Genomic DNA, 23,014 nt, shown 5'->3' with positions numbered 1-23,014 from the left:
CGGTGGCCATTCGGGGCCTGATTTGACGTGCGTCAATACGCGACCGCTGACCTCACCGAATCCACCGATGGAACGGTAGGTCGGATCCGGACGTCCGCATGCTTTGCGCGCGCCCCCGCGGCCGCTCGCGACGGAGTCGATGCTCGCGGGGTGCTCGTGCGACGGCGCCCCGGGCGCGGGCGCCGCCGCGCCCTCACGGCGGCGGGACGAGCCCGAGCCGCGCGAGATCCTCGGGCGTGTTCGCGTTCGCGAACGCGAGCCCCTCGGGATCGACCGCGCGCCACTCGCTCTCCTCCACGATCGCCGCCGCGACGCTCCGTGCGATCGCCTGGAGCGACGGATCGCCCTCCGCGAGGAGGCGCGAGAGGAGCGGCAGGCACGCGCGCGACCAGAGCGCGTGCAGGGGCTCGAGGCGGCCCTGCCAGCGCACCACGACCGCCTCGGCCCCGGCCCGGCGCGAGGCGAGGAGCGCGATGCCCGCCTCGGACACGAAGGGCATGTCGCAGCCGGCGGTGAACACCCAGGTCGTGCGCGCCGCGGAGAGCGCGGCGTGAACGCCGCCGGGCGCGCCCTTCCCCTTCACGAGGTCCGGCACGATGGGCGCGCCGAGCGGCGCGTAGGGCGCGGGGTCGTTCGCGACGACGAGCGCGCCGCCGTCGAAGAGCGCGCGGAACAGGCGGAGCGAGCGCGCCGCGATGGGCTCGCCGCCCACGCGCAGGAGCCCCTTCGGCCGGCCGCCGAGCCGCGTCGCCCGTCCGCCCGCGATGAGCGCGCCGGTGCAGTCCGAGATGCGTGCCGACATCACCGGGGTCGAGCATAACGTGAGGAGGCGTCCGCCGGGCGCCGGCGGACCGCCGCCGCTATGGAGTCGAGCGGTCGATTCGGGTACAACCCTAGCCCCCCTATGACGCCGGAACAGCGCATCGAGGCCTTCCGGGCATTCGTGGCGAAGAGCCCGGACGACGCCTTCGCGCGCTACTCGCTCGCGATGGCGCTCCGCACCGCCGGCCGCGGAGACGAGGCCGTCGCCGAGTTCCGCGAGACGGCGCGGCGCAAGCCCGACTACGTCCCGACCTACCTCATGCTCGGCCAGTCGCTCGAGACGGCGGGCCTGGACGGCGAGGCGGCGCGGGCCTACGAGGACGGGATCGCGGCCGCGACCCGCACGAACGACATGCACGCACGGAGCGAGCTCTCGCAGGCGCTCGACGCCGTCCGTGCCCGAGGAGCCTGACAGAAGATGAGCCCCATCGATCCCAAGGACGTCGAAGTGACCCGCGCGCGCATGGAGACGGACGACGTCCGGCTCTCGCTCGGCGGCCTCCTGCGCGGCAAGCGCGCGCTCATCACCGGCGTCGCGAACGACCGCTCCATCGCCTGGGGGATCGCGGAGGCGTTCCAGCGCGAGGGCGCCGAGCTCGCGTTCACGTACCCCGGCGAGTCGATGGAGCGGCGCGTCCGCCCCATCGCCGAGGGCATCGGCGCGAAGGCGATCGTCGACTGCGACGTCTCGAAGGACGAGGACATCGCCCGCACGGTCGCGGAGATCGGCAAGGTGTGGGATCGCGTGGACGTGCTCGTCCACTCGATCGGCTTCGCGCCGCGCAGCGCGCTCGACGGCCGCTTCGCCGACGTGACGACCCGCGACGCGTGGCGCATCACCATGGACGTCTCCGCCTACTCGCTCATCGCCCTCGCCCGCGCGTTCCGGCCGATGATGCCCGCTGGCTCGAGCATCGTGACGCTCACGTACTACGGCGCCGAGAAGGTCGTCCGGAACTACAACGTGATGGGCGTCGCGAAGGCCGCGCTCGAGTCCTCGATGCGCTACCTCGCCGAGGACCTCGGCCAGGAGGGCATCCGGGTGAACGCGATCAGCGCCGGGCCCATCAAGACGCTCGCCGCCGCCGGCATCAAGGGCATGCGCACCATGCTCGGCGAGAACGCGGCGAAGACGCCGCTCCGCCGGAACGTCGACCAGGAGGACTGCGCGCGCGCGGCCCTCTACCTCTGCTCGGACCTGGCGCGCAACGTGACGGGCGAGGTGCTGCACGTCGACGCCGGGCAGAACATCCTGGGCGTCGTGTCGATGGAGTAGGCGCCGCCGCCGCTCACACGAAGCGGCCGCGCCGCGGCTTCTCTCCCACGAACGGGTTCGAGCGGCGCTCCTCCCCGAGGAGCCCCGCCGGCCCGTGGCCGGGGTGGAAGCGCACCTCGTCGCCGAGCGGGAAGAGCTTCCCCTGGATGGAGGCGTGCAGGGCGTCGAAGTCGCCGCCGGGGAGATCCGTCCGCCCGACCGAGCCGGCGAACAGGGTGTCGCCGCTGAAGAGCAGCCGCTCCTCCGGGAAGAAGAGGCAGATCGAGCCCGGGCTGTGACCGGGCGTGTGGATGACGCGCCCCTCCGACGCGCCCACGCGGAAGGTCTCACCGTCGGCCGGCTGGTGATCGACCGCCGGCGCGACGACCGGATCGAACCCGAACATCTCCGCCTGGCGCGGCAGCGCCTCGAGCCAGCCCGCGTCGGCCGCGTGCAGCGAGAGGGGGGCGCCCGTCGCGTCCTTCGCCTCGGCGGCGCCGGCGACGTGATCGATGTGTCCGTGCGTGCACAGGATCCGCGTCACGCGCCAGTCCGGCTCGAGGAGCGCGAGGACGCGCGGGATCTCGCCGCCCGGGTCCACGAGGAGCGCCTCGCCCGTCCGGTCGCAGGCGGCGACGTAGGCGTTCGCGGCGAAGGGGCCGACGACGGCGTTCCGGACGACGAGCATCGCTTCGATCCCCCGGCCCTCGCGCGCTGCCGGGCCCCTGGAAGCGACGAGGGCCGGCGGGAATCGATCCCCCGGCCCCCGGCGACGATGGCGACCCGCGCTCGCGGGCGCGCGCCTGGCTAGTACGAGAAGGACGACCCGCAGCCGCAGGTCGTGCGCGCGTTGGGGTTGTTGAACTTGAAGCCGGCGCCCTGGAGGCCGACCACGTAGTCGATCGTGACGCCCTGGAGGTACATCGAGCTCATCGGATCGACGTAGAGCTTCACGCCGTCCTGCTCGAACGAGACGTCGCCCTCACGGGGGTCCTTCTCGAAGTCCATCGAGTACTGGAAGCCCGCGCAGCCGCCGCCCATCACGCCGACGCGGATGCCGTACGCGTGGAGCCCTTCGCGCTCCATCGCGTCCTTCACCATCTCGATCGCCTTGGCGGTGAGGCTGACGGGATTCTCCGTCCCGGCGTCGGCGGCGGGGGCGGCAGGGGTGACGGGAGTCTGGGTGATGGCATCCATGTGTCGAAATTCTCCGTGGCGGGGTTGGTCGCCCGCCCGCTTTGACGTGACGCAAGGGAGTCTAACAGCGGGGGTTGGGCGCTTCAATGCGAGGTGCGGACGGGCGCGGAAGCCGCGAGCTTCAGGCGCGCCCCGAGAGGTGGCGCCCGCCATCCACGGGGAGCACCGCGCCGGTCACGAAGGGCGCCCCGGCGAGGAAGCGCACGGCCGCCGCGACGTCGGCGGGCGTGCCCGGACGCCCCAGCGGGATGCGGGCGGCGAGCGTGCGGCGGAGCTTCTCCGGGTACGCCTCCGGCCAGAGCACCGTCCCGGGCGCGACGGCGTTCACCCGGATCTCCGGCGCGAGCTCGAGCGCCAGGCACTCGGTGAGCCGGACGAGCGCCGCCTTGGAGGCCGCGTAGGCCGCGAAGCCGCGCCAAGGCACGAGGCCGCCGCCCACGTCGGCGACGTTCACGACGGAGCCGTGGGACCGGCGGAGGAGCGGCGCGAGCGCGCGCGTGAGCAGGAGCGGCGCGCGGGCGTTCAGGTCCATCTGCGAGTCGAACGCCGCGGCGTCGGTCTCCTCGAGCGGGAGCGCGTCGAACGCCGCCGCGCTGTTCACGAGGAGATCGAGCCTGCGGTGGCCGCGCCGGAAGGCGGCGGCGAGCGCCGCGGGTCCGTCCGGCTGGGCGAGGTCCGCCTGCAGCGCGTCCGCGAGGCCGCGCGGCGGGTGCGAGCGGTAGTGGGCGACGACCGCGTACCCGTGGCGCGCGAGGTCGCGCGCGATCGCGTTCCCGACCCGCACGCCCGCGCCGGTGACGAGCGCGACCGGCGTCACGGCGGCCCTCGCCTGCCTGGCGCCGCCGCGAGGCGCGCGGTGCCGTCGCGCAGGGAGGCGGCGGGCGTCGCGGCCGGTTCCATGCGCGCGGACGGCGCCGTCATGCCTCGTCCTCGCGCGGCGGGTCCCAGATCGTCTCGTCGCGCCGCGCTCGCGCGTTCGCGACCCGCGCCGCGACGAACAGGAAGTCGGAGAGCCGGTTCAGGTACGCGAGCGCCTCGGGCGCGACCTCGACCTCCGCCGCGAGCGCCACCACCCGCCGCTCCGCGCGGCGGCAGACGCAGCGCGCGAGGTGGAGCGCCGCCGCGGTCCGCGTGCCGCCCGGGAGCACGAACTGGCGGAGCGGCGGGAGCGCTGCGTCGAACGCGTCGATGGCCGCCTCGAGCCGGGCGGTCCACGCCGGGGCGATGGGCGGGATCGCGCTGCGCGCCTTCGCCTCGTGCGGCGTCGCGAGCTCCGCCCCGACGCAGAACAGCTCGTGCTGCACGCGCGCGAGCTGGGCGTCGATCTCGGGATCCTCGACGATCGCGCGGACCGAGCCCACCGCCGCGTTGAGCTCGTCCACCTCGCCGTAGGCGTCGACCCGCGCGTCGCTCTTCCGCACGCGCGGCCCCCCGAACAGGCCGGTCTCTCCGCGATCGCCGCTCTTCGTGTAGATCTTCACGCCAGCGTGCCTATCAGAGGCACGAGGCGGGCCGCAACGCCCGCGCGAGGAGCGGATGGAGCCCATCTTCGAGGGAGACGCGCTCGCGGCGGTCGGACGCGCGGCGGCGGAGCGCGCCTGGGCGGGCGGGCTCACGGTGGCGAGGCCCGACGGGAGCGTGGTGCCGATCCCGCTCGTCGCCGAGCCGGAGGTGCCGTCGCGCGAGGCGCTCGCCGCGGCCGCGCGGGAGGCGCAGGCGATCCTGTCCGGCGCGGTGAAGCTCGCGCGCCACCTCCTCCTCCACGGGGACGCGCGGGATCGCGCCGCGCTCGTGGAGCCGTTCGAGGGCCTCGAGGCGGAGGCGATGGCGAAGCTCTTCGCCGAGGCGCCGCTCCCCGTGCTCCACGCCCGGGTCGACTTCCTCGTCCCCGAGGGCGGCGGCCCGCCCCGCGCGCTCGAGCTCAACGCCACCATCCCGGCCATGTCCGGCTACGCGGATCTCGCCGCGCACGCCTGGATCCGCGCCGCCGCCGCCGCGCGCGGCAAGCCTCCCCGCGAGGCGGAGGCGCTCGTCGCCCGCTGCGGCAGCCACATGGAGCGGCTGCGCGAGGTGCTCGTCGCGTACTACCGGGCGCGCGGCGGCACGCGCGAGCGCCCGTCGATCGCGATCGTCGCGCGGCCGGGCGACGCGCAGATCGGCGAGCTCCGGTGCCTCCAGGCCCACCTCGCGCGGATGGGGCACGCCGCGGCGAACCTCGTCCCGGCGGCGTGCGAGCCGGAGCGCTGGGACGTGCTGTACCGGCACGTGTGGGCGAACCGCGTGGACCCGGCCACGCCGTTCGCGCGCGCGCTGCTCGCCCCGGCGCGCCACGTGCTCGTGAACCCGGTGAACGGCCTGCTCGAGGCGAAGGCCCTCTTCGCGCGGCTGTCGGAGTGCGCGGACGACGCGGCGCTCGCCGGGCGCGCCGGGCTCGACGCGGAGGAGCGCGCCGCCGCGGCGCGGCTCCCGATCACGCGGCGGCTCACCCCGGCGCTCGCGCCGCGCCTCCTCGAGGAGCGGGCGCGCTGGGTGCTGAAGCGGAGCTGGGACTACGGCGGGAAGAGCGTGCACCTCGGCGCGGAGGAGGCCCCCGAGGAGTGGGCGCGGACCGTCGAGGCGGCGCTCGGCGACGCGCGCGGGGGAGGGTTCGTCGCGCAGGAGCGGATCTTCGCGGCGCGCCGGGCGGCGACGCGCGTGACGCCGGAGGGCCTCGACAGCGGGATGCTCTATCGCGACCTGTCCACCTACTGCGGGCTGGGGCCCTCGCGGGCCGACGGCTCCGTGGTCCGCGCCGCCGCCTCGCCGGTGGTCAACATCCTCGGCGGCGGCGGGCTCGCGCCGGTGGTGCCCGCGGACGTGTACGAGGCGCTGCGGTGAGCGCCGCGGCGGGTCACGGGACTCCCGCGGCGGCGGACGGCTCCTCCCCCGTGAGCGGCCCGGAGCGGAAGTCCGCGATCGCCGGGATCCCCGGGAGCACCGCGATCGGCCGCGCGGAGTGATCGGTCGCGAGGTGGACGACGAGCGCCTCCGGGAAGCGGCGGGCGTAGAGGTTCACGTGCGCGGGCTCGTTGTCGAACGCGGCGACCACCGGGCCGAGCCGCTCGACGCGCGCGGCCGCGACCTCCTTCCACGCGTCGTCGTCGAGCGCGAGGTCGTCCTTCATGAGCAGGTGTACGCCCGCGCCGTCCGGGGCCGGGAACCCCTCGCGCCGGAAGACGTGCAACGTGCCCTCGACCATGCGGGCGGGTCGGCCGGTCACGTACGCGATGCGCGCGCCGGCGCTCGCGAGCGCGCGGACGAACGCGGCCGCGCCGGGGAGCGCGGCGTCGAGGCGGCAGTACGCGCTCGTGAAGAACCACTCCGCCCAGAAGCGCCGCGCCGGTCCGGCGTGCGCCGCCACCTCCGCGGGCGTGAGGCCGGCGTTGGCCATCGCGAGCCGCAGGTCCCACCCCTGCCAGTGCTCGGGGCGCGCCTCGAGCAGCGCGGGCAGCCCCGCCACGCGGCCGTAGTCCTGGAGGATGCGGGCCTGGCGCGGGCGGTTGTCGAGCAGCGTCGAGTCGAGATCCAGGACGACCACGCCCCGGGGCGCGGCGGCGGCGGCGCGCGAGAGCGCGGCGGCGAGGGTGGGCTCCTGCGCGGCTGGGCGCGTGCGGCGGCTCATGTCCCTCGAGTAGGGCGCCGGCGCGGCGGCGGAAACGCCCGGGTGGGAGCCTGCGGTGGGAGCGCGTCGCCGGTGTGCGCGCGGCGCGTCGCGTGGGCGTAGGCGCGCACGCCCGCGTCCTTGGGGGCCCCCCGGATCTCGGCTAGAGTCGGCGCCGCGTGCCCGCGCCGGAGATCCTCGTCGTCGACGACTCGCCGAGCCAGGTCGATTGGCTCGTGTCCGTGCTGAGGCGTGAGGGCTACCGCGTCCGGATCGCGCGCGACGGAGGCGAGGCGATCCGCGCCATCCGCGGGGTGCCGCCCGATCTCGTGCTGCTCGACCTCATGCTCCCGGACCTGGACGGGCTCGAGGTGCTGCGCACCGTCAAGGCCAGGCCCGAGGAGCCCTTCGTCCCGGTCATGATCCTGTCGGCGAGGTGCGACGTCGACTCCAAGGTGACCGGGCTGCGGCTCGGGGCGGACGACTTCCTCGCGAAGCCGTTCGCCGAGGCGGAGGTCCTCGCCCGCTGCGCGGCGATGCTGCGCATCAAGTCGCTCCAGGACCAGCTCCGCCGCGCCCAGCGCGATCTGGAGGAGCGCTCGGTCACGGACGCGCTGACGGGCCTCAAGAACCGGCGCTTCTTCGACGAGCGGCTCTACGAGGAGTTCTGCCGCGCGCACCGCTACGCGGACCCGCTGTCGCTCATCATGATCGACCTCGATCACTTCAAGACCGTGAACGATCGGCACGGCCACCCGGCCGGCGACGCGGTGCTGCGCGAGGCGGCCGCCGTGGCGCGCGCGTCGATCCGCGATCCGGACATCTGCTGCCGCTACGGGGGCGAGGAGTTCGCGGTCATCCTGCCGAAGACGCACCTGCCCGGCGCCCTCGCCGTCGCGGAGCGGATCTGGCGCGCGCTCGGCGCGAAGGCGTACGCCGTCGCGGCGGAGGCGCACGCCGGGCCGGCGGAGCTGCGCGTGACCGCCTCCCTCGGCGTGGCGTTCTTCCCCTCGAAGGACATCACGGCGCACGAGCACCTCCTCCGCTTCGCGGACGACGCGCTCTACCAGGCGAAGCGCGCCGGGCGGAACACCATCCGTCTCTACCAGTCGCCCAGCTCGACCCCGCCGCCCGGCCCTCCCGCAAACGGCTGAACGCAAAGTGGCGTTACTGTCAGGGTAAGGGTATAGGTTGACCCGGAGCGCATCGCTACCCGGGTCCGAGCGCGCTCAACGCTGCGAAAACATTGCTCCCCGGGTCCGTCCCACGTGGACCGGACGATGCACCGTGGGGGCACCCCGTGATGGACGCGCAGGTCACCTCGACGGGATGCGTGCACCCCGGACCCAGCCGGGAGTGCACCCTCCTCATCGTCGAGGACGACGAGCTCGTCCGGCGCGCGCTCCAGCGCGTCCTGCGCCGCGCGCGCTGCCGGATCCTGGAGGCGGCCGGGGCGGAGGACGCCCTCGAGCTCCTCGAGCGCGAGCCCGTGCACGCGATCGTCTCGGATCACCGGATGCCGGGCATGACGGGCATCGACCTCCTGCGCAGGGTGAAGGAGCGCTGGCCGCGGGTCCAGCGGGTCCTGCTCACCGGCCAGGCCGACTCCGCCGCCATCGAGGAGGCGGTGAACCGCTCCGAGATCTTCCGCTTCATCTGGAAGCCCTGGGACGACGCGCACCTGCTCATCACCGTGCAGAGCGCGATCGACCAGTTCTGGACGCTCGAGGAGAACGACCGGCTCGCCGGCGAGCTCGCGGTGCGCAACGCGGAGCTCGAGCGGGTGAACCGCGAGCTCGACGCGCACCTCGTGGCGCGGCAGGTGGCCCTCGTGCGCGCCGCCGAGGAGTGGCGCGCCTGCTTCGACGCGCTCGGCGACCCGGTCGCGATCGTGAAGAGCGGCGGCTGCGAGGTGGTCCGCGCGAACGCGGCGTTCGCGCGCGCCGCGGGCGTGGCCGTGAACGCGCTCCCCAGCCTGCGCTGCCGGGAGCACGCCTTCGGCGCGCTGCCCTGCCCGTCGCGGTGCCGCGTCGCGGCGGGCGGCGCCGAGGCCGAGGCCGTCCGCGGCGACCGCACCTGGCTCGTCCGCTCCTTCCCGTTCACGGGCGAGGACGCCGCCTTCGTCGTGGTGATGAAGGACGTCACCGAGGAGCGCGAGGTGACGCAGCGGCTGTTCCAGGCGGAGAAGATGTCCGCCATCGGCCAGCTCGCCGGCGGCGTCGCGCACGAGATCAACAACCCGCTCGGCGGGATCCTGGCCTTCGCGCAGCTCATGAGCCGCGAGGACCGCTCGCCGGCCGACCTCGAGAACCTGAAGCTCATCCAGGACGCGGCGATGCGCGCCAAGCGCATCGTCGAGAGCCTGCTGCGCTTCTCGCGCCGGCCGCGCGGCGAGGAGAAGGGCCCGGTCGAGCTCGCGCAGGTCGCCGACGACGCGCTGTTCCTGCTCCGCCCGCAGATGAAGGACGGGAAGGTCGAGGTGGTGCGCGACTACCGGCCGGTCACCGCGCTCGGGAACGCGAACCAGCTCCAGCAGATCGTCGTGAACCTGGTGGTGAACGCCATCCAGGCGATGAGCGGCGCGGGCCGGCTCACCGTGACCGCCGGCCCCGGCGCGCCGGGGCGCGTGCGGGTGTCCGTCGCCGACACCGGGCCGGGCGTGCGCCCGGAGATCGCGAAGCGGATCTTCGAGCCGTTCTTCACGACCAAGCCCGAGGGGAAGGGCACCGGGCTCGGTCTCTCCATCTGCTACCAGATCGCCGAGGACCACGGCGGCTCGATCCGCGTCGAGCCGGGCCCTGAGGGGGGCGCCTGTTTCGTGGTCGACCTGCCGGCGACGCAGTCGAAGCACTGAACCGAGGGGACCTCATCATGGCCGAAGGCACAGACACCAAGCCCGTACGCGTCCTCGTGGTCGACGACGAGCCGACGCTCCTCCGCGCGCTCCAGGCTCTGCTCGAGCAGAAGGGCTACGCGGTGGTCGCGCTCGACTCGCCCATCGCGGCGACGCAGCGGCTCGCGCACGAAGACTTCGACGTCGCGCTGCTCGACATCAAGATGCCGCAGCTCTCCGGCCTCGAGCTCCTGTCGGCGGTGAAGCACCGCCGGCCCGAGGTCGAGGTCATCATGATGACCGGGCACGCGACGGTCGAGACCGCGCTCGCCGCGGTCCGCTCCGGCGCGTACGACTACCTCACGAAGCCGTTCGAGGACGTCGAGCTCGTCGCGCGTGCGGTCGCCAAGGCGGCCGAGCGCAAGATGCTCTTCGACCGCAACCGCCGGCTCGAGACGCAGCTCCGCGAGAAGGAGGGCGCGGCGCCGGAGGGGCTCGTCGGCAACTCCGCGCCCATCCGCGAGGTGGTGCGGATGATCGAGGCGGTCGCCTACAGCGCGACCACCGTGCTCGTCACCGGCGAGAGCGGCACTGGCAAGGAGCTCGTCGCCCGGGCCCTGCACGCGCGGAGCCCGCGGCGCGCCCAGCCGTTCGTGGCGCTCAACTGCGGCGCGCTCACCGAGACGCTGCTCGAGTCTGAGCTCTTCGGGCACGTGAAGGGCGCGTTCACCGGCGCGCAGCGCGACCAGAAGGGCCTGTTCGACGCCGCCGACGGCGGGACGATCTTCCTCGACGAGATCGGCGACATCCCGATGGCGACCCAGGTCCGGCTGCTGCGCGTGCTGCAGGAGGGCGAGCTCAAGCGCGTCGGCTCGGCCGACTCGGTGCGGGTCGACGTGCGCGTCATCGCCGCCACGCACCGCGACCTGCCGCGCCTCGTGAAGGCCGGCAAGTTCCGCGAGGACCTGTTCTACCGCCTCAACGTCATCAACATCCCGCTCCCCCCGCTCCGCGATCGCGTCGACGACGTCCCGCTGCTCGCCCACCACTTCCTGCGCCGGTACGCGGAGCGGCTCGCCAAGCGCGTGCGCACCCTGTCGCCGGAGACGGTCGAGCTCCTCTGCGGCTACCGCTGGCCCGGGAACGTCCGCGAGCTCGAGAACGCGATCGAGCGCGCGGTCGTGCTCTGCCGCGGCGAGGCGGTGAGCGCGTCGGACCTCCCGCCCGCCGTGACCGGCCGCACCGCGCCGCTCGTGCGCGAGGCGCCGGCGAGCGGCGACGAGTCCGTGTGGCTCACCATGTCCTACGCCGCCGCGAAGGAGCAGGCGCTGCGCCGGTTCGAGAAGGGCTACGTCGAGACGCTGATGCGCCACTGCGACAGCAACATCTCGGCGGCGGCCCGCAAGGCCGGCATGGACCGGTCCAACTTCAAGCGCGTGCTGCGCAAGTACCGCACCGACGTGGAGCCCGACGTGGGCGAGCAGGACGAGGCCGATCGCGCGGCAGGGTAGGCGGTAGGCGAACGAAGCGAGCCCGCCGGCCGCGGCGGGTCACCGCCGCGTTCACGCTCCCGCCCGACGTGTGTCCGGGGAGGAAGCAGTCCCTCCTGCCGCATTCGCGACACGCGTTCACGCCGCCCGCCGACATCCGTCAGCAGGGAGGGGCCCCGTCGCGAAGCGACGGGGAGGGACGCAGTCCCTCCCGGCGGGGCGCCGCCGCGTTCGCGGCGAAGCCGCCACGCGGTGGCGCACGGGCCCCGCCGAGCAGGGGTGGGGCCCCGGGGCGGGGGGGCCGGGGGGGGGGGGGGGGCGGGGGGGCCCCCCCGCCCCGGGGGCGGGGGGGGCCCCCCCCCCGCCCGGGGGGGGGGGGGGGGGGGCCCCCCCCCCCCCCGCTTCTATGGAAACAACGGGTCCCCGAGCCGCGGGTTCGCGGCGGCCTTCTCCGTCGTGAAGCGGAGCTGGACGGCCTCGCCCTTCCAGACCTCGACGGCGCGAGGGAACCAGTCGCCGCCCGTCGGCGAGCCCCAGCCGAGGAGGCGGACGTCGAGCATCACGCCGCCCTCTGCCGAGACGAGCCGCATCGGCTGGAAGGTCTCCTTGTCCACGTACGCTACCGGCTTCGCGTCCTTGCTCGATCGCGCGCCGACGACGTAGGCGAGGCGGCCGTCGAACCGGCCGATGGACACCTCCGCGGTCGAGACCCCCCGCCGCCCGAGGACGCTCGCGTACGCGGAGGCGCCGCCGCCGGCGAGCGACGGGCCGAGGAGGGCGCAGGTCGAGCGGACGAGCGCGACCGCGGCCGGGAGCTCAGCGAGACCGCGCGAGCCGACGACGCGGGAGTCGCGGATCGCGACGTACGGCCGGCTCGCCTCCGGGACGTCCAGCGGCGCGAGCTCGAGGCGGCAGCGGCCCGGCACCTTCATGAGGAAGCGCGCGGGTACGGTGAGCTGCTGGCCGCGGAGCTCGACCCCCGCCGCCTGCGCGAGCTTCTGGGCGTCGGGGCCCTCCGCCTGGAACGTCCCCTGGGCCTCGACCGAGGCGAGCGAGAGCTCGGCGCGCCTCGCGGCGAGGCGCGAGAGGATGCTCGAGACCGGGAGGACGTAGGCGGCGGCGGGGAGCGCGAGGGCGGCGACGGCGAGGGCGGCGAGGAGGCGCTTCGTCAACGGGACATCTCCTTCATCAGCTCGCGCAGCGGGCCCGCGAGCTCGGGGCGCTTCAGCGCGAACGCGAGGTTCGCCTTCAGATACCCCAATCGGTCGCCGGCGTCATATCGGTCGCCTTCGAAGCGGTAGCCGAGCAGCCCGTCCTCGCGCGCCAGCACCGCGAGCGCGTCGGTGAGCTGGATCTCGCCGCCGACGCCGGGGCGAACCTGCTCGAGGACCTGGAAGACGCGCGGCGGCAGCACGTACCGGCCGATCACCGCGAGGTTCGAGGGCGGGTCCCGCTTCGGCTTCTCCACGAGGCGGTCCACCCGGAGGGTGCGCGGCTCGATCTCCGACCCTGCGGCGATGCCGTACATCGAGGTCTCCTCGCGCGGGACCTCCATGAGCGCCACGGTGCCGAGGCCGTGCTTCGCGTAGCAGTCGGCGAGCTGCTTCGCGCCCGGCACCTTCGCGTCGATGATGTCGTCGCCGAGCATCACCACGAACGGCTCGTCGCCGATGACGTCGCGGGCGCAGAGCACCGCGTGCCCGAGCCCCAGCGGCTCCTGCTGGCGGACGGTGATGACGTTCGCCATCTGGGCGATGGACCGCATCTGCTTCTTGAGCTCGAGCTTCCCGGTGCGCTCGAGGTGCGCCTCCAGCTCGGCGGCGATGTCGAAGTGATCGACGATCGACTCCTTGCCGCGGGCGACCACCAGCACGACGTCGCGCACGCCGGCGGCCACCGCCTCGGCGACGATGTACTGGATTGTGGGCGTGTCCACGATGGGGAGCAGCTCCTTCGGGACCGCCTTCGTGGCTGGGAGGAAGCGCGTGCCGAGGCCCGCTGCAGGGATGACGGCCTTGCGGATCGTCCGGTTCTCCATGGTGCCGGCAATCTAGCCCCGCTCAGCGCCGAGCAGAAGTCCGCAAGCGTTCCATCGGGGGTGCGCCCCGGCGGGCTCGCCGCGCGGAGCCGACCCCGACTCCGGCTCCGGCTCCGACCTCGACCTCGACCTCGACCTCGACCTAGACCCGCTCGTCGACGCCGCAGGACGCCGCGAGGCGGTGGGTGCTCCTACGACCCTCGGGCGGGCGCGCACCCGGCCGTTCAGCGCTCGAGCCGCTCCGCCTCGGTCTTGCAGCCGATGCAGAGGTCCGTCACCGGGCGTGCACGGAGCCGCGCCGCCGCGATCGGGCGTCCGCAGGAGGTGCAGCGCCCGAAGGTGCCGGCCTCGATGCGCGCGAGCGCCTCCTGGATCTTCGTGATGAGCTTGCGGTCGCGATCGCGCAGGCGGAGCGCCCAGTTCCGGCCCTCCTCGGCCGTGGCGCGGTCGTTCGGATCCGGGATCTGCCGTCCCTCTCCTCCCGACATCTCGTGGACCGCCCGCTCGGACTGCCCCACGAGCGCGCTGAGCTGCTCCTCGAGCAGAGCACGGTAGCGATCCGTGTCGCGCTTGCGCATGGGGTCCTCCTCGGGTGAGCCGTACCCTTCGACCGTAGCGCGTTCCCGAAAACCGCCACAAGCGTCCTTGCCGGGGGCGTGACGTCCCCGTATCCTCGCCCGGTGCACGCGCGAATCGTGACGAGTGCCCTCGCGGCCGTCATCGTCGCCGCCCACGCCGCTGCCGCCGAGCTGCCTCCGCCCGGTGGGGTCCCGGACCTCGCCGGTCCACGCGCGCTCGCGCTCTCGGCCGGCGTGGGGATGGCGGCAGGCAACGACGGGATCCTGGTGAACCCCGCGACGATCGGGGCGCGCCGGCGCTACTCGGTCGAGGCGGGCGGCTTCGTCGATCGGCGCGGGGCCGAGAGCGTCGCGCAGCTCTTCGGCGGCTCCGTGGTCGACTCGCTCTCGTCGCCGGTGGCCGCGGGCGTCTCGTACCTGCGCGCGATCGACGGGGACTACACGGGGAACCTCGTCCACCTCGCGCTCGCGGGTCCGATCGCCGAGAAGCTCTACCTGGGCGTCGCCGCGAAGTGGCTCTCGCTTCGCGCCAACGAGAAGGTGAGCGCGGCGACCGGCGACGCCGGACTGTTCTGGCAGGTGGGCGAGTGGGTCTCGCTCGGCGCGGTGGGCTACAACCTCGTGCCCATCGCGAACGAGGCGGTGGCTCCGATGGGCGTCGGCGCGGGCCTCACGCTCGGCAACGACCGCGCCTTCCAGATCACCGCGGACTGGCGCGCAGACCTCGACCGCGCCGAGACCACGAAGAACCGCTACGGCGTCGGCGCCGAGGTGCTGCTGGGAGGCCTCGTCCCGCTCCGCGCCGGCTGGGCGCGCGACGAGACGATCGACACGTCGTGGTGGTCGCTCGGCGCGGGCATCGTCACCCGCGGTGGAGTGGCGCTCGACGTCGGTTACCGCCAGAGCCTGGACGCGACCTCGGCGCGGACGATCGCGGCTTCGCTGAAGATGTACATGTTCGATTGAAGCTCGGAGCTGCGTCGTCGAGGCGGGTGACTGCGCGTATGTGGACGCTTCCCCTCGTGCTCGCCGTGACCGCCGCGGCTCCGGCGACGAACACGAGCCGGACAGGACCTCACGAACCGGCTGCCGCTCCCGTGCCCGCGGGGTTCCTCGTGCTCCCGGCCGTTCGCGCCTTCCTCGGGGGCCCGCTCCCTGCGCACGAGCAGTACGTTCCGCTCCCCGGGTCGTCGATGCACGTGGCAGTGGTCGAGGCATGGCCCGCGCAGCCGGACGGACCGAGCCCGAAGGCTGCGTTCGTGCTGCGCGCGAACGGCGCGCCGGACGGAGCGCTGACGGCGGCGCTCGCCGAGGCCATACGAGGTGCGGATCCTGACGCGAGGTGCCTCGGCTCGCCCGAGCACGGGACGCCGAACGTCGCCGGCATCGGCGGGGCCGTGGTGATCGGGTTCGCGGGTGGCCGCGACCCGCGCCCGGCCTGCTTCGTGACATGGGACCCGAAGCGCTCCACGATCGACGTCACGCGCCGGGACCTCCTCGCGACCGACGCCGCGCGCGACGCGCTGGCGACCGGAGCGAGCTGGAGCGCCCGCCCGAGCGCGTCCGCGAGGGCGACCTTCCATGCGTCGAGTGCATTCGTCGAGTTTGCAGGCCCTGCGCGACCGGCGCAGCTGATGGCGGCGACGCTCCCGGGGTCGGGGCTGCTCCTCGTGTACGTCCAGTCCGGCGGGCGGTACGTGGACGAGAGGGATCCGGGCGCGGGCTTCGAGGCGAAGGTGTTCGTCCACGACCCCTCACGCGGAGCGATCGACGCGGGGCGCACGGTCGAGTTAGGGGACGGGTTGTCCGGCCCGACGGCGAGCTGCGGCGGGCTCGGGACGGTGAGCGCCCTGCGCGCCACGGACGCAGCCGTGACGGTGGAGCAGTTCTACGTGCCCGGAGGGGCGCACCTGAACTGCTCCACGCTCGTTCGCTGGGATGCTCGGCGCAAGCTCTTCGACGTCCGTCCGCTCGGCCCGGTGGTCGACACCGCGAGCGCCGCCTTCGACCGCGAGCGCGAGGACCTCGGCGAGCTCGACGCGGGAGCGCTCGCGCTGTGGAAGGCGGGGCGCCGCTCCGAGGCGATCGCGTCGTGGAGGTCCGCGTTGCAGGATGGCCGGCGTCTCCTGGACGAGGGCGAGATCTGCAACAACCTCGGGTTCGCATACTGGGCGATCGGGGATCACGCGTCCGCGGAGAGGGTCCTCCTCGAGTGCGAGCAGCAGTTTCCGGAGCGCCCGGCCATCCAGCTCAACCTCGGCGACGTCTACCGCGACAGTGGGCGCAAGGCGGAGGCGGTCGCGCGCTACCGGCGCTTCCTCGGCATGCCGATCTCGCCGAGGCAGCAAGAGATCGCCGAGAAACGCCTGAGAGAGCTCGGCGCCGCGAGGTGACTGCGCCGCCGGCGTCCCGTGCCGATACGCTCGCTGTCAGCTTCACTCACCGCTCGAAGGGACGCTCGACTCCTCCGCTGCCGGGAGGGGCGTCGCCTCTCCTCGCGCGATGGGCCGGGCACTCCCACGGTGACTGTTCCGTGCACCTTCCGGGCGCCGGCCATCCTCACACGTTCGGCAGCACGATCGGCTTCCCCGTCGCCCCGTTCTCGCCGCGCCACACCGGCACTCCCCACACCGCGCTCACCCGCGCGTCCGTGAGGACGTCCGCGGGCCGGCCCTCCGCGACGACCCGGCCGCCGGAGAGCACGACGAGCCGATCGCAGGCGGCGCCGGCGAGGTTCAGGTCGTGCAGCACGGCGACGACGCAGAGTCCGCCGCGGGCCGCGAGCTGGGCCATCCGCATCACGGCGACCTGGTGGGCGAGGTCGAGGAAGGCGGTCGGCTCGTCGAGGAGCAGCACGCGCGGCTCCTGCGCGAGCGCGCGCGCGAAGAACACGCGGCGCCGCTCGCCGCCCGAGAGCGCGTCGAGCCGGCGTCCGGCGAGGTGGAGGAGGTCGCAGGCCTCGAGGGCGCCGCGCACCGCCCCGTGATCGAGGCGGGTCGCCACGGCGAGCAGGCCCTGGTGCGGCGTGCGCCCCATCATCACCGCCTCGCGCACCGTGAACGGCCAGCCGACGCGCGGCTCCTGCGGGACGAGCGCGCAGACCCGGGCGACCTCCCGGCGCGGCGCGGCGTGGGGATCGAGCCCCCCGAGGCGCACCGAGCCGGACGAGGGCGCGGCGAGCCCGGCGACGAGCCGGACCAGGGTGGACTTGCCCGCGCCGTTCGGGCCGAGCAGCCCGACGAACTCGCCCGCGCGCGCGGTGAAGGAGACGTCCTCGAGCGCGTTCCGCGCGCCGTAGGCGAACGAGGCGCAGCGCACCTCGACGATGGGGCCCGGCGCGGGCGCGCTCACGCCGCCTCCGACGGCCGCTCGGTGCGGCGGAGGAGCCAGAGGAAGAACGGCCCGCCGAGGAACGCGGTGACCGCGCCGACCGGCGGCTCGGTGCCGAGCGGGAGGAAGGCGAGCCGCGCGAGCGCGTCGGCGAGGACGAGGAAGGCCGCGCCGAAGAGCGCCGAGGCGGGGACGAGCAGGCGGTGGTCGGGCCCGACCACGCGGCGCACGAGGTGCGGGACGATGAGGCCGACGAACCCGACCATGCCGGCGAGCGCGACCGCCGCGCCGGTCGCGGCGCTCGCCGCGAAGAACACGGCCGCGCGGGCGCGCCTGACGTCGACCCCGAGCGAGGCCGCCTCCTCGTCGCCGAGCGTGAGGACGTTGAGGCGCGCCGAGAGCGCGACGAGCGCCCCCACGGACAGGGCGATGAGGACGGCCCCGACGGCGATCGTGCCGGAGGTCTCGTAGCCGACCGCGCCGACGAGCCAGTACATGAGCCGGCTCGCCTGCTCGGGCGGGACGAGCAGCTTGATGAGCGTGATGACGCCCGCGACGAAGGCGTTGAAGACGATGCCGACGAGGAGCGCCGCCTCCGGCACGAGCCGCCCCGCGACGCGGCCGAGCCCGAACACGAGCGCGGTCGAGGCGAGCGCTCCGAGCACGGCGCCGGCCGCGACCGGCGGCGCCGCGGCGAGCGCCTCGCCCGCGCTCCCGGCGACGCGCGCGAGCCCCGCCGCCGCGACGAGCACGATCGAGCCGCCGAGGGCGGCGCCGCCGGAGACGCCCAGCACGAACGGCTCGGCGAGGGGGTTCCGCAGGAGCGCCTGGAGCGCGGTCCCCGCGGCGGCGAGGGCGCAGCCGACGAGCGCGGCGAGCACCGCGCGCGGGAGCCGCAGCCCGAGGAGGATCGCCGCGTCGGGATCGCGGCCCGCGAGCGCGGCGGAGATGGAGATCGGCTGGGCGCCGAGCGTGCAGGAGAGGGCGATCGCGAGGGCGACGGCGACGGCGCCGGCGGCGAGGGCGAGCGCGAGCCGGGCCGCGGGGGACACGGTCACCGGCTCGCCTCGGGGTGGATCCCGCGGAAGAGCGCGTCGAGGCCGCGGACCATGCGCGGCCCCGGCCGCAGGAGATCGTCGTTCGGGATCCGGAAGACCCGGCCGCGGCGGACCGCGGGGATCGCGGCGAGCCGCGCGATCCCCTCCGGCGGCTCGCGCGCCGCGCCGTCCACGACGAGCTCCGGATCGTCCACGACCGCCTTCTCGAGCGGGTAGACCGGCCAGGGGCGCTCGCCGCGGACGACGTTCTCCGCCCCGGCGAGCGCGAGGAGCTCGTCGGGGAAGCTCCCCGGACCCGCCACCACGAGCGGCTCCCGCCCGACGACGAAGAGGACGCGCTTGCGCTTCACCTCCCGCCCCCGGCGCCGCACGTCGTCCACCGCCGCGCGCAGGGAGCGCGAGAGCCGCTCACCGCCCGCGGGGTCTCCGAGCGCCTCGCCCACGAGGCGCGGCGTCGCGAGCACGTCGGCGACGCTCACGATCGGGATGGCGAGGACCGGGAACGGGTGGCGCGACGCGGCCGACAGCTCGGCGATGCGCCGCACCGCGCCGAGGGCGCCCCCGTCCGTCACCCACAGCAGGAGATCGGGCGAGAGCGCGAGCACCGCCTCCGGGCTCGGGTCGAGGAACCCGCCCACGCGCGGGAGGTCCTTCACCTCTGGAGAGTCGTCGAGCCGCGTCACGCCCACGAGCCGGTCCGCGTGGCCGAGGGCGACGACGACGTCGGTGAGGCTCGGCGCGAGCACGACGATGCGGCGGGGCGGCGCCTTCGGGCGCGGCCCCACCCAGATCGCGCCACCCTCCGCGGCGCCCTTGCCGCTCGGGCGGAGGGGATCGTCCGCCGCCGCGCGCGACAGGGCGAGCGCGGCGACGGCGAGGGCCAGGGCGGCGGGGCGGATCACTCGCTGCATGCGATGTCGGACACCCAGGCGAAGTGCGTGTCGGGATTCACCGGGCAGACCTCGGTCGCGGCGCCGGTGGCGCGCGACGCAGGGTCGAAGGGCAGCACCTTCCCGGAGCTCTGGTCGGTCACGAGGCCGCGCCCGCCGCAGAACGTCACGTTCCCCGGGACGATCGCGCTCGCGTCGACCGCCGCGCCGACCTTCGGCGCGCCCGAGACGTCCACCGGCACGATCGCGCCGGGGGCCTCGGTCGGGAAGGAGAACGAGCCGCACGCGATCCACACCGTCGAGCCCAGCACCGCCACGTCGCCCGGGTTCTTGCAGCCGGGCCCGAGGTCCACGATGGACGTCGCGTCGCCCGCGGCGGTGTCGACGACGAGCAGCCGTCCGTTGCCCGCGGGGGCGAAGTAGCCGGCGAAGCCGCCGCCGAAGTCCGCGAACTTCAAGTTGGGGAGCGACACGAACACGCGGGCGCCGACGGTCGCCACCTGGTTCGGGAACGGATAGCCGGGGGCGTCGGCGCTGCCCGGGACCGCGAGGACGTCGATCGTGCCCGTGACCTCGCCGCAGCGCGCCCGGCAGCGGCCGTCGCGGCACTCGCGCCCGGCGGCGCAGGCGCCGCCCGCGCCGCAGGCGGGCGCGTCCGGCTTCGCGCACTCGGCGAGCCCGGAGAGATCGACCTTCGCGATCTGCTGGCCGACCGGGGCGGTCTGGTCGCCCGTGGGCCCGTTGCCGTACAGCGCGACGTACGCGGTCGTCCCGGCGACGGCGAGCCCGTGCGGGTTCGGTGCGTCGCCGGGCAGCACGATCTCGTCGAGCACCCCGCCCGCCGCGTCGAGGACCACGAGCGTGCCGACGCCGGAGTTCGCGGCGAGCACCGCGCCGGCGTAGGTCGTGACGTACTGCAGGTCGTTTCCGGGGAGCACGGTGAGGCTCGTCGGCAGGCTCGCGTCGATGGGCACGACGCCCACCCCGGCGGGGAAGCCGTTCGCGGTGTAGAGCACGTCCGCGCCCATCGCGAGCGCCGTGGGACCGCCGCGCGACAGGCGCGGGGCGCCGGCGGGGGCGAGATCGACCGTCACCGGCCGCACGTCCCCCGTCGCGTAGCAGGCGACGAACACCTCGGCGCGGCAGGCGCCGTCGCGGCACGCCTCCCCCGCGCCGCAGGCCTTGCCGCAGGCGCCGCAGTTCTGCCGATCCGTCGCGAGCTCCACGCACGACCGGCCGCACGCAGTGAACCCGCCGGGACACGCCGCGGTGCAGGCGGTGGCGTCCCCCTGCGTCGTGCAGAAGTCGGCCGCGCCGCAGGCCGTCTCGCACGCGCCGCAGTGCTGCGCGTCGCGGGCGAGATCGGTGCAGGCCCCGCCGCAGAGGGCGATGCCCGGCGCGCAGCCGCAGCTCCCGGCGCTGCACGCCTCGAGCGCGCCGCAGGTCGCTCCGCAGGCGCCGCAGTTCGAGGCATCGGTGAGGAGAGACACGCAGCGGCCGCCGCAGTCGACCTCGCCCGAGGGGCAGACGAGGTCCTTCTTGCAGCCGAGGGCGAACGCGAGGGCGAGCGCGACCGCGAGGGGGGAACGGAGGGTCATGGGGTCCTTTCACTGCGAGATGAGGTCCCGGCGCGGAGCGTGACCATCCACGTCCGGCCGGGGAGGGGGTTGCCGTAGCCGTCGAGGAGGGTCCGGTCGTCGCCGAGGTTCTCGACCTCGAGGTGGAGGGCCACGAGCGGCTGGCGAAGGATCCGCACGGAGGCGCCGGCGCCGAGGATCGTCTGGTCCGGGAGCCGGGCCTGGTTCCGGATGTCGAGGTACTGGTCGCGCACGTGCTCCACCTGCACGTGGGCGCCGAGGCGGCCGGGCGAGATCGCGGCCCGCGCGTAGACCCGGTGGCGCGGCCGGCGGGGCAGCGCGTTCCCGAGCACGTCGGCGCTGCCGCGCAGCACCTCGGTGGGGAGGAAGGTGTACGCGCCGGAGAGGGCGAGCCCGAGCGCGCGCCGCCAGGGCGAGGTCGCCGCCTCGGCCTCCACGCCCGCGACGAACGCGCGGCCGGTGTTGAACGGGCGGAACCGGCCGACGCTCGCCGGCTCGTACGTGATGATGTCGTCGTAGACGGTCGCGTGGCCGCCGATGGAGAGGAGCCCGAGCGCGCCGTCGTAGACGAGCCCCGCGTCCGCGCCGGCGCCCGTCTCCGGCCGCAGGTCGCGGTTCGGGGCGAGGAGTCCCTGCTCGAGGTAGAGCTCCGCGAAGCTCGGGACGCGGTAGGTCCGTCCGCCGCTCGCCCGGACCGCGAGGCCGCGGGCGAGCTCGAACGCGGCGCCGAGCTTGGCGGAGACGCCCGAGTATCCGCCGGTCCGCTCCGCCCGCACCGACGGACCGACGCGCAGCCGGCCACCGGCGAGGAGCAGGTCCTCCGCGAGCGCGCCGGCGAAGCCGGGCCGGCTCCGCGTCCCGCCGAGCGCGTCGCTCGAGTAGCCCTCCACCTCCGCGGAGGCGGCGGCGGTGAGGACGCCCGGACCGTGCGTGAGCCCCGCCTCGAGCTCGAGCCCGCCGGCGCCGCCGCGCTGACGCGTGGGGTCCGACCCCATCGCGGCGAGCCGCGTGTCGAGGAGGTCGCGGCGGCCGAACGCACGAGCGGCGAGCGTGAGGCGAGGGTGAACCGCGCGCGCGACGCGCAGCATCGCGAGCACCCGCCCGTCCTCCTCCCAGTCCGCGGGGGTCGGCTGGTAGGGCGAGCCGGGGAGCTCGCGCCGCCCGGCCGTGAGCTGCGCGAGGCCGTCGACCCGGAAGCCGCTCGCGACCCCGCCGAACTTGGCGAGGGCGCCGGCGCGCCGCGCGCCGTTGTTCCGGCGGGTCCGCTCCTCGAGGGGGCTCCCCGGCAGCGACGGCCGGTCGTCGAATGCGTAGGTGAAGTCGCCCTGGGTGTCCTCGCCGGTGGCCGCCGCGAAGAGCGAGAACGGCCCGACCTCCGCGACGGTGTCGGCGGAGATCGCGTAGGTGCCGAAGGCGCCGGTGGTCGCCTCGGCGGAGAGCTCGCCCTTCTCGCCCTGGCGCATCACGACGTTCACCGCGCCGCCGAGCGCGCCCGCGCCGAACTGCGCGCCCGCCGCGCCGCGCACCACCTCGATGCGCGAGATCCACTGGCGCGGGATGGTCGAGAGATCCACCCCGCCGCCAGCCGTGCCGAGCGGGAGCCCGTCGAGCAGCACCTTCACGCCGTCCGCGGCGACGCCCCGCACCGAGACGGTGGCGAGCTGGCCGAGCGTGCCGTAGCGGGTGACCGAGACGCCCGGGGCGGTGGCGAGGAGCTGCGCCACGTCCTTCGCCTCGCCCTCGAAGCGGCTCGCGGACACCACCGTCGCGGACGCGGTCGGATCCTTCTCGACCTCGGCGCGTGGCACCCGGACCTCGACCTCGGGGAGCCGCACCGGCGGCTCGCTCTCGGACGGCGGCGCGTCGGGGACGGTGCCGTCGGCGCGCGCACGCAGCGCGAGCCCGAGCGCCAGCGCGGCGATGAGGGCGCACGCGCGCCCCGATGAGCGGGAAGTCGAGCCCAAGTGTCGGGTCTCCTCCGGACCCGATGCATCTTTGCTCGCCGCGAACGGCGAGGCCGCGCACCATGCGCGACAGGCTCGGAGGGAGGTCTCCTGGCTCCCGGGTCGCGGAGGGACGCTCCGCTCGGTACCTCCACCTTCCCACCGCGATTGGGCTGCGGCAGTGGCGACTTCCGAGGCACCTTCACCCGGCTACAGTGGCGGGACCGCGCCGGACTTCGACCGGCTTCCCTGTTCCTCCGTGCCGCTGAATCGAAGCCACGAGTAGCGCCCGCCCGCGCCGGGTGTCAAGCAGGACCCCGCGGGGCGTCGCCGGGGCACCCG

Annotated in this window: 22 protein-coding genes and 1 riboswitch; of the genes, 8 read left to right on the top strand and 14 right to left on the bottom strand. The window is 75.0% G+C overall.

The genetic code is table 11. From position 1 onward, the window contains the following. Nucleotides 1–193: 193 nt before the first annotated feature. Entirely contained in the window at nucleotides 194–802 is a 609-nt protein-coding gene (locus tag MNY60_RS00210) for a molybdenum cofactor guanylyltransferase (RefSeq protein WP_242337838.1), read from the bottom strand. 102 nt (nucleotides 803–904) lie between these two features. Between MNY60_RS00210 and MNY60_RS00205 the strand changes: the two genes are divergently transcribed. Continuing rightward, entirely contained in the window at nucleotides 905–1,234 is a 330-nt protein-coding gene (locus tag MNY60_RS00205; RefSeq protein ID WP_242337836.1) for a tetratricopeptide repeat protein, read from the top strand. A 6-nt stretch (nucleotides 1,235–1,240) separates the two neighbouring features. Next, nucleotides 1,241–2,098, top strand: coding sequence for an enoyl-ACP reductase (locus MNY60_RS00200; RefSeq protein WP_277956783.1), 858 nt, complete (start codon nucleotides 1,241–1,243; stop codon nucleotides 2,096–2,098). Nucleotides 2,099–2,111: 13 nt separating this feature from the next. Here the strand turns inward: MNY60_RS00200 and MNY60_RS00195 are convergent, their stop codons facing one another. The 4 genes from MNY60_RS00195 to MNY60_RS00180 all read right to left on the bottom strand — a co-directional run bounded on the left by MNY60_RS00195 (nucleotide 2,112) and on the right by MNY60_RS00180 (nucleotide 4,755). Further along, nucleotides 2,112–2,765: an MBL fold metallo-hydrolase gene (locus MNY60_RS00195; RefSeq protein ID WP_242337834.1), complete on the bottom strand. Its 654-nt coding sequence runs from the start codon at nucleotides 2,763–2,765 to the stop codon at nucleotides 2,112–2,114. 119 nt (nucleotides 2,766–2,884) lie between these two features. Continuing rightward, a complete protein-coding gene (erpA, locus tag MNY60_RS00190) occupies nucleotides 2,885–3,274 on the bottom strand; it encodes an iron-sulfur cluster insertion protein ErpA (RefSeq protein WP_242337832.1) in 390 nt (129 codons plus the stop codon). Between the two features lie 121 nt (nucleotides 3,275–3,395). Then, a complete protein-coding gene (locus MNY60_RS00185) occupies nucleotides 3,396–4,091 on the bottom strand; it encodes an SDR family oxidoreductase (RefSeq protein WP_242337830.1) in 696 nt (231 codons plus the stop codon). 100 nt (nucleotides 4,092–4,191) lie between these two features. Beyond that, nucleotides 4,192–4,755: a cob(I)yrinic acid a,c-diamide adenosyltransferase gene (locus MNY60_RS00180; RefSeq protein ID WP_242337828.1), complete on the bottom strand. Its 564-nt coding sequence runs from the start codon at nucleotides 4,753–4,755 to the stop codon at nucleotides 4,192–4,194. 55 nt (nucleotides 4,756–4,810) lie between these two features. On the opposite strand from MNY60_RS00180, the gene MNY60_RS00175 reads away from it, so the two are divergent. Beyond that, complete coding sequence (locus tag MNY60_RS00175) at nucleotides 4,811–6,151, top strand: hypothetical protein (protein WP_242337827.1); 1,341 nt, start codon at nucleotides 4,811–4,813, stop codon at nucleotides 6,149–6,151. 13 nt (nucleotides 6,152–6,164) lie between these two features. Here MNY60_RS00175 and MNY60_RS00170 read toward each other — a convergent pair whose 3' ends face one another. Further along, a complete protein-coding gene (locus MNY60_RS00170) occupies nucleotides 6,165–6,935 on the bottom strand; it encodes a haloacid dehalogenase-like hydrolase (RefSeq protein ID WP_242337825.1) in 771 nt (256 codons plus the stop codon). 158 nt (nucleotides 6,936–7,093) lie between these two features. Between MNY60_RS00170 and MNY60_RS24090 the strand changes: the two genes are divergently transcribed. The 3 genes from MNY60_RS24090 (at nucleotide 7,094) to MNY60_RS00155 (ending at nucleotide 11,258) form a co-directional block, all read left to right on the top strand. Then, nucleotides 7,094–8,068 carry a diguanylate cyclase gene (locus tag MNY60_RS24090; RefSeq protein WP_242337823.1) on the top strand — a complete coding sequence of 325 codons (975 nt, stop codon included), beginning with the start codon at nucleotides 7,094–7,096 and terminating at the stop codon, nucleotides 8,066–8,068. A 149-nt stretch (nucleotides 8,069–8,217) separates the two neighbouring features. After that, on the top strand, nucleotides 8,218–9,768 hold the full coding sequence (locus MNY60_RS00160; RefSeq protein ID WP_242337821.1) for an ATP-binding protein: 1,551 nt from the start codon (nucleotides 8,218–8,220) through the stop codon (nucleotides 9,766–9,768). A 17-nt stretch (nucleotides 9,769–9,785) separates the two neighbouring features. Continuing rightward, nucleotides 9,786–11,258 carry a sigma-54 dependent transcriptional regulator gene (locus MNY60_RS00155; protein ID WP_242337819.1) on the top strand — a complete coding sequence of 491 codons (1,473 nt, stop codon included), beginning with the start codon at nucleotides 9,786–9,788 and terminating at the stop codon, nucleotides 11,256–11,258. Nucleotides 11,259–11,641: 383 nt separating this feature from the next. On the opposite strand, the gene MNY60_RS00150 is transcribed toward MNY60_RS00155, so the two are convergent. From MNY60_RS00150 to dksA, 3 genes are all read right to left on the bottom strand, one after another. After that, nucleotides 11,642–12,409, bottom strand: a complete 768-nt coding sequence (locus MNY60_RS00150) for a hypothetical protein (RefSeq protein WP_242337817.1) — start codon at nucleotides 12,407–12,409, stop codon at nucleotides 11,642–11,644. Then, entirely contained in the window at nucleotides 12,406–13,275 is an 870-nt protein-coding gene (galU, locus tag MNY60_RS00145) for a UTP--glucose-1-phosphate uridylyltransferase GalU (RefSeq protein WP_242337815.1), read from the bottom strand. The genes MNY60_RS00150 and galU overlap by 4 nt, the downstream gene beginning before the upstream one ends. A gap of 224 nt (nucleotides 13,276–13,499) precedes the next feature. Then, complete coding sequence (gene dksA, locus MNY60_RS00140) at nucleotides 13,500–13,853, bottom strand: RNA polymerase-binding protein DksA (protein WP_242337813.1); 354 nt, start codon at nucleotides 13,851–13,853, stop codon at nucleotides 13,500–13,502. A 102-nt stretch (nucleotides 13,854–13,955) separates the two neighbouring features. Between dksA and MNY60_RS00135 the strand changes: the two genes are divergently transcribed. Both MNY60_RS00135 and MNY60_RS00130 read left to right on the top strand, forming a co-directional pair. Continuing rightward, on the top strand, nucleotides 13,956–14,819 hold the full coding sequence (locus MNY60_RS00135; protein WP_242337811.1) for a hypothetical protein: 864 nt from the start codon (nucleotides 13,956–13,958) through the stop codon (nucleotides 14,817–14,819). 131 nt (nucleotides 14,820–14,950) lie between these two features. After that, nucleotides 14,951–16,246, top strand: coding sequence for a tetratricopeptide repeat protein (locus tag MNY60_RS00130; RefSeq protein ID WP_242359818.1), 1,296 nt, complete (start codon nucleotides 14,951–14,953; stop codon nucleotides 16,244–16,246). Nucleotides 16,247–16,412: 166 nt separating this feature from the next. Here the strand turns inward: MNY60_RS00130 and MNY60_RS00125 are convergent, their stop codons facing one another. From MNY60_RS00125 to MNY60_RS00105, 5 genes are read right to left on the bottom strand one after another with little or no spacing between them, the layout of a single operon-like run. Next, nucleotides 16,413–17,204, bottom strand: a complete 792-nt coding sequence (locus tag MNY60_RS00125; RefSeq protein WP_242359817.1) for an ABC transporter ATP-binding protein — start codon at nucleotides 17,202–17,204, stop codon at nucleotides 16,413–16,415. Beyond that, nucleotides 17,201–18,241, bottom strand: coding sequence for an iron ABC transporter permease (locus tag MNY60_RS00120; RefSeq protein ID WP_242359816.1), 1,041 nt, complete (start codon nucleotides 18,239–18,241; stop codon nucleotides 17,201–17,203). The genes MNY60_RS00125 and MNY60_RS00120 overlap by 4 nt, the downstream gene beginning before the upstream one ends. Then, complete coding sequence (locus MNY60_RS00115) at nucleotides 18,238–19,152, bottom strand: ABC transporter substrate-binding protein (RefSeq protein WP_242359815.1); 915 nt, start codon at nucleotides 19,150–19,152, stop codon at nucleotides 18,238–18,240. Before MNY60_RS00115 ends, MNY60_RS00120 begins: the two co-directional genes overlap by 4 nt. After that, entirely contained in the window at nucleotides 19,140–20,729 is a 1,590-nt protein-coding gene (locus MNY60_RS00110; RefSeq protein WP_242359814.1) for an MXAN_6577-like cysteine-rich protein, read from the bottom strand. The genes MNY60_RS00115 and MNY60_RS00110 overlap by 13 nt, the downstream gene beginning before the upstream one ends. Further along, the gene (locus MNY60_RS00105) at nucleotides 20,726–22,693 is read right to left on the bottom strand and encodes a TonB-dependent siderophore receptor (RefSeq protein WP_242359813.1); all 1,968 of its coding nucleotides are present in this window, start codon (nucleotides 22,691–22,693) and stop codon (nucleotides 20,726–20,728) included. The genes MNY60_RS00110 and MNY60_RS00105 overlap by 4 nt, the downstream gene beginning before the upstream one ends. Nucleotides 22,694–22,772: 79 nt before the next feature. Then, a riboswitch (cobalamin riboswitch) is annotated at nucleotides 22,773–22,951 on the bottom strand. Between the last annotated feature and the right edge of the window lie 63 nt (nucleotides 22,952–23,014).

This window comes from Anaeromyxobacter sp. SG17 (genome assembly GCF_022690695.1).
In the GTDB taxonomy this organism is placed as follows: Bacteria; Myxococcota; Myxococcia; order Myxococcales; family Anaeromyxobacteraceae; genus Anaeromyxobacter; species Anaeromyxobacter soli.
This window is presented reverse-complemented; position numbering and strand designations above follow the sequence as displayed.

Bases quoted from the DNA above. Each gene is read 5' to 3' on its own strand.
- MNY60_RS00210 (WP_242337838.1), bottom strand. From the start codon at position 802: ATGTCGGCACGCATCTCGGACTGCACCGGCGCGCTCATCGCGGGCGGA.
- MNY60_RS00205 (WP_242337836.1), top strand. From the start codon at position 905: ATGACGCCGGAACAGCGCATCGAGGCCTTCCGGGCATTCGTGGCGAAG.
- MNY60_RS00200 (WP_277956783.1), top strand. From the start codon at position 1,241: ATGAGCCCCATCGATCCCAAGGACGTCGAAGTGACCCGCGCGCGCATG.
- MNY60_RS00195 (WP_242337834.1), bottom strand. From the start codon at position 2,765: ATGCTCGTCGTCCGGAACGCCGTCGTCGGCCCCTTCGCCGCGAACGCC.
- erpA (WP_242337832.1), bottom strand. From the start codon at position 3,274: ATGGATGCCATCACCCAGACTCCCGTCACCCCTGCCGCCCCCGCCGCC.
- MNY60_RS00175 (WP_242337827.1), top strand. From the start codon at position 4,811: ATGGAGCCCATCTTCGAGGGAGACGCGCTCGCGGCGGTCGGACGCGCG.
- MNY60_RS00170 (WP_242337825.1), bottom strand. From the start codon at position 6,935: ATGAGCCGCCGCACGCGCCCAGCCGCGCAGGAGCCCACCCTCGCCGCC.
- MNY60_RS00160 (WP_242337821.1), top strand. From the start codon at position 8,218: ATGGACGCGCAGGTCACCTCGACGGGATGCGTGCACCCCGGACCCAGC.
- MNY60_RS00155 (WP_242337819.1), top strand. From the start codon at position 9,786: ATGGCCGAAGGCACAGACACCAAGCCCGTACGCGTCCTCGTGGTCGAC.
- galU (WP_242337815.1), bottom strand. From the start codon at position 13,275: ATGGAGAACCGGACGATCCGCAAGGCCGTCATCCCTGCAGCGGGCCTC.
- dksA (WP_242337813.1), bottom strand. From the start codon at position 13,853: ATGCGCAAGCGCGACACGGATCGCTACCGTGCTCTGCTCGAGGAGCAG.
- MNY60_RS00115 (WP_242359815.1), bottom strand. From the start codon at position 19,152: ATGCAGCGAGTGATCCGCCCCGCCGCCCTGGCCCTCGCCGTCGCCGCG.
- MNY60_RS00110 (WP_242359814.1), bottom strand. From the start codon at position 20,729: ATGACCCTCCGTTCCCCCCTCGCGGTCGCGCTCGCCCTCGCGTTCGCC.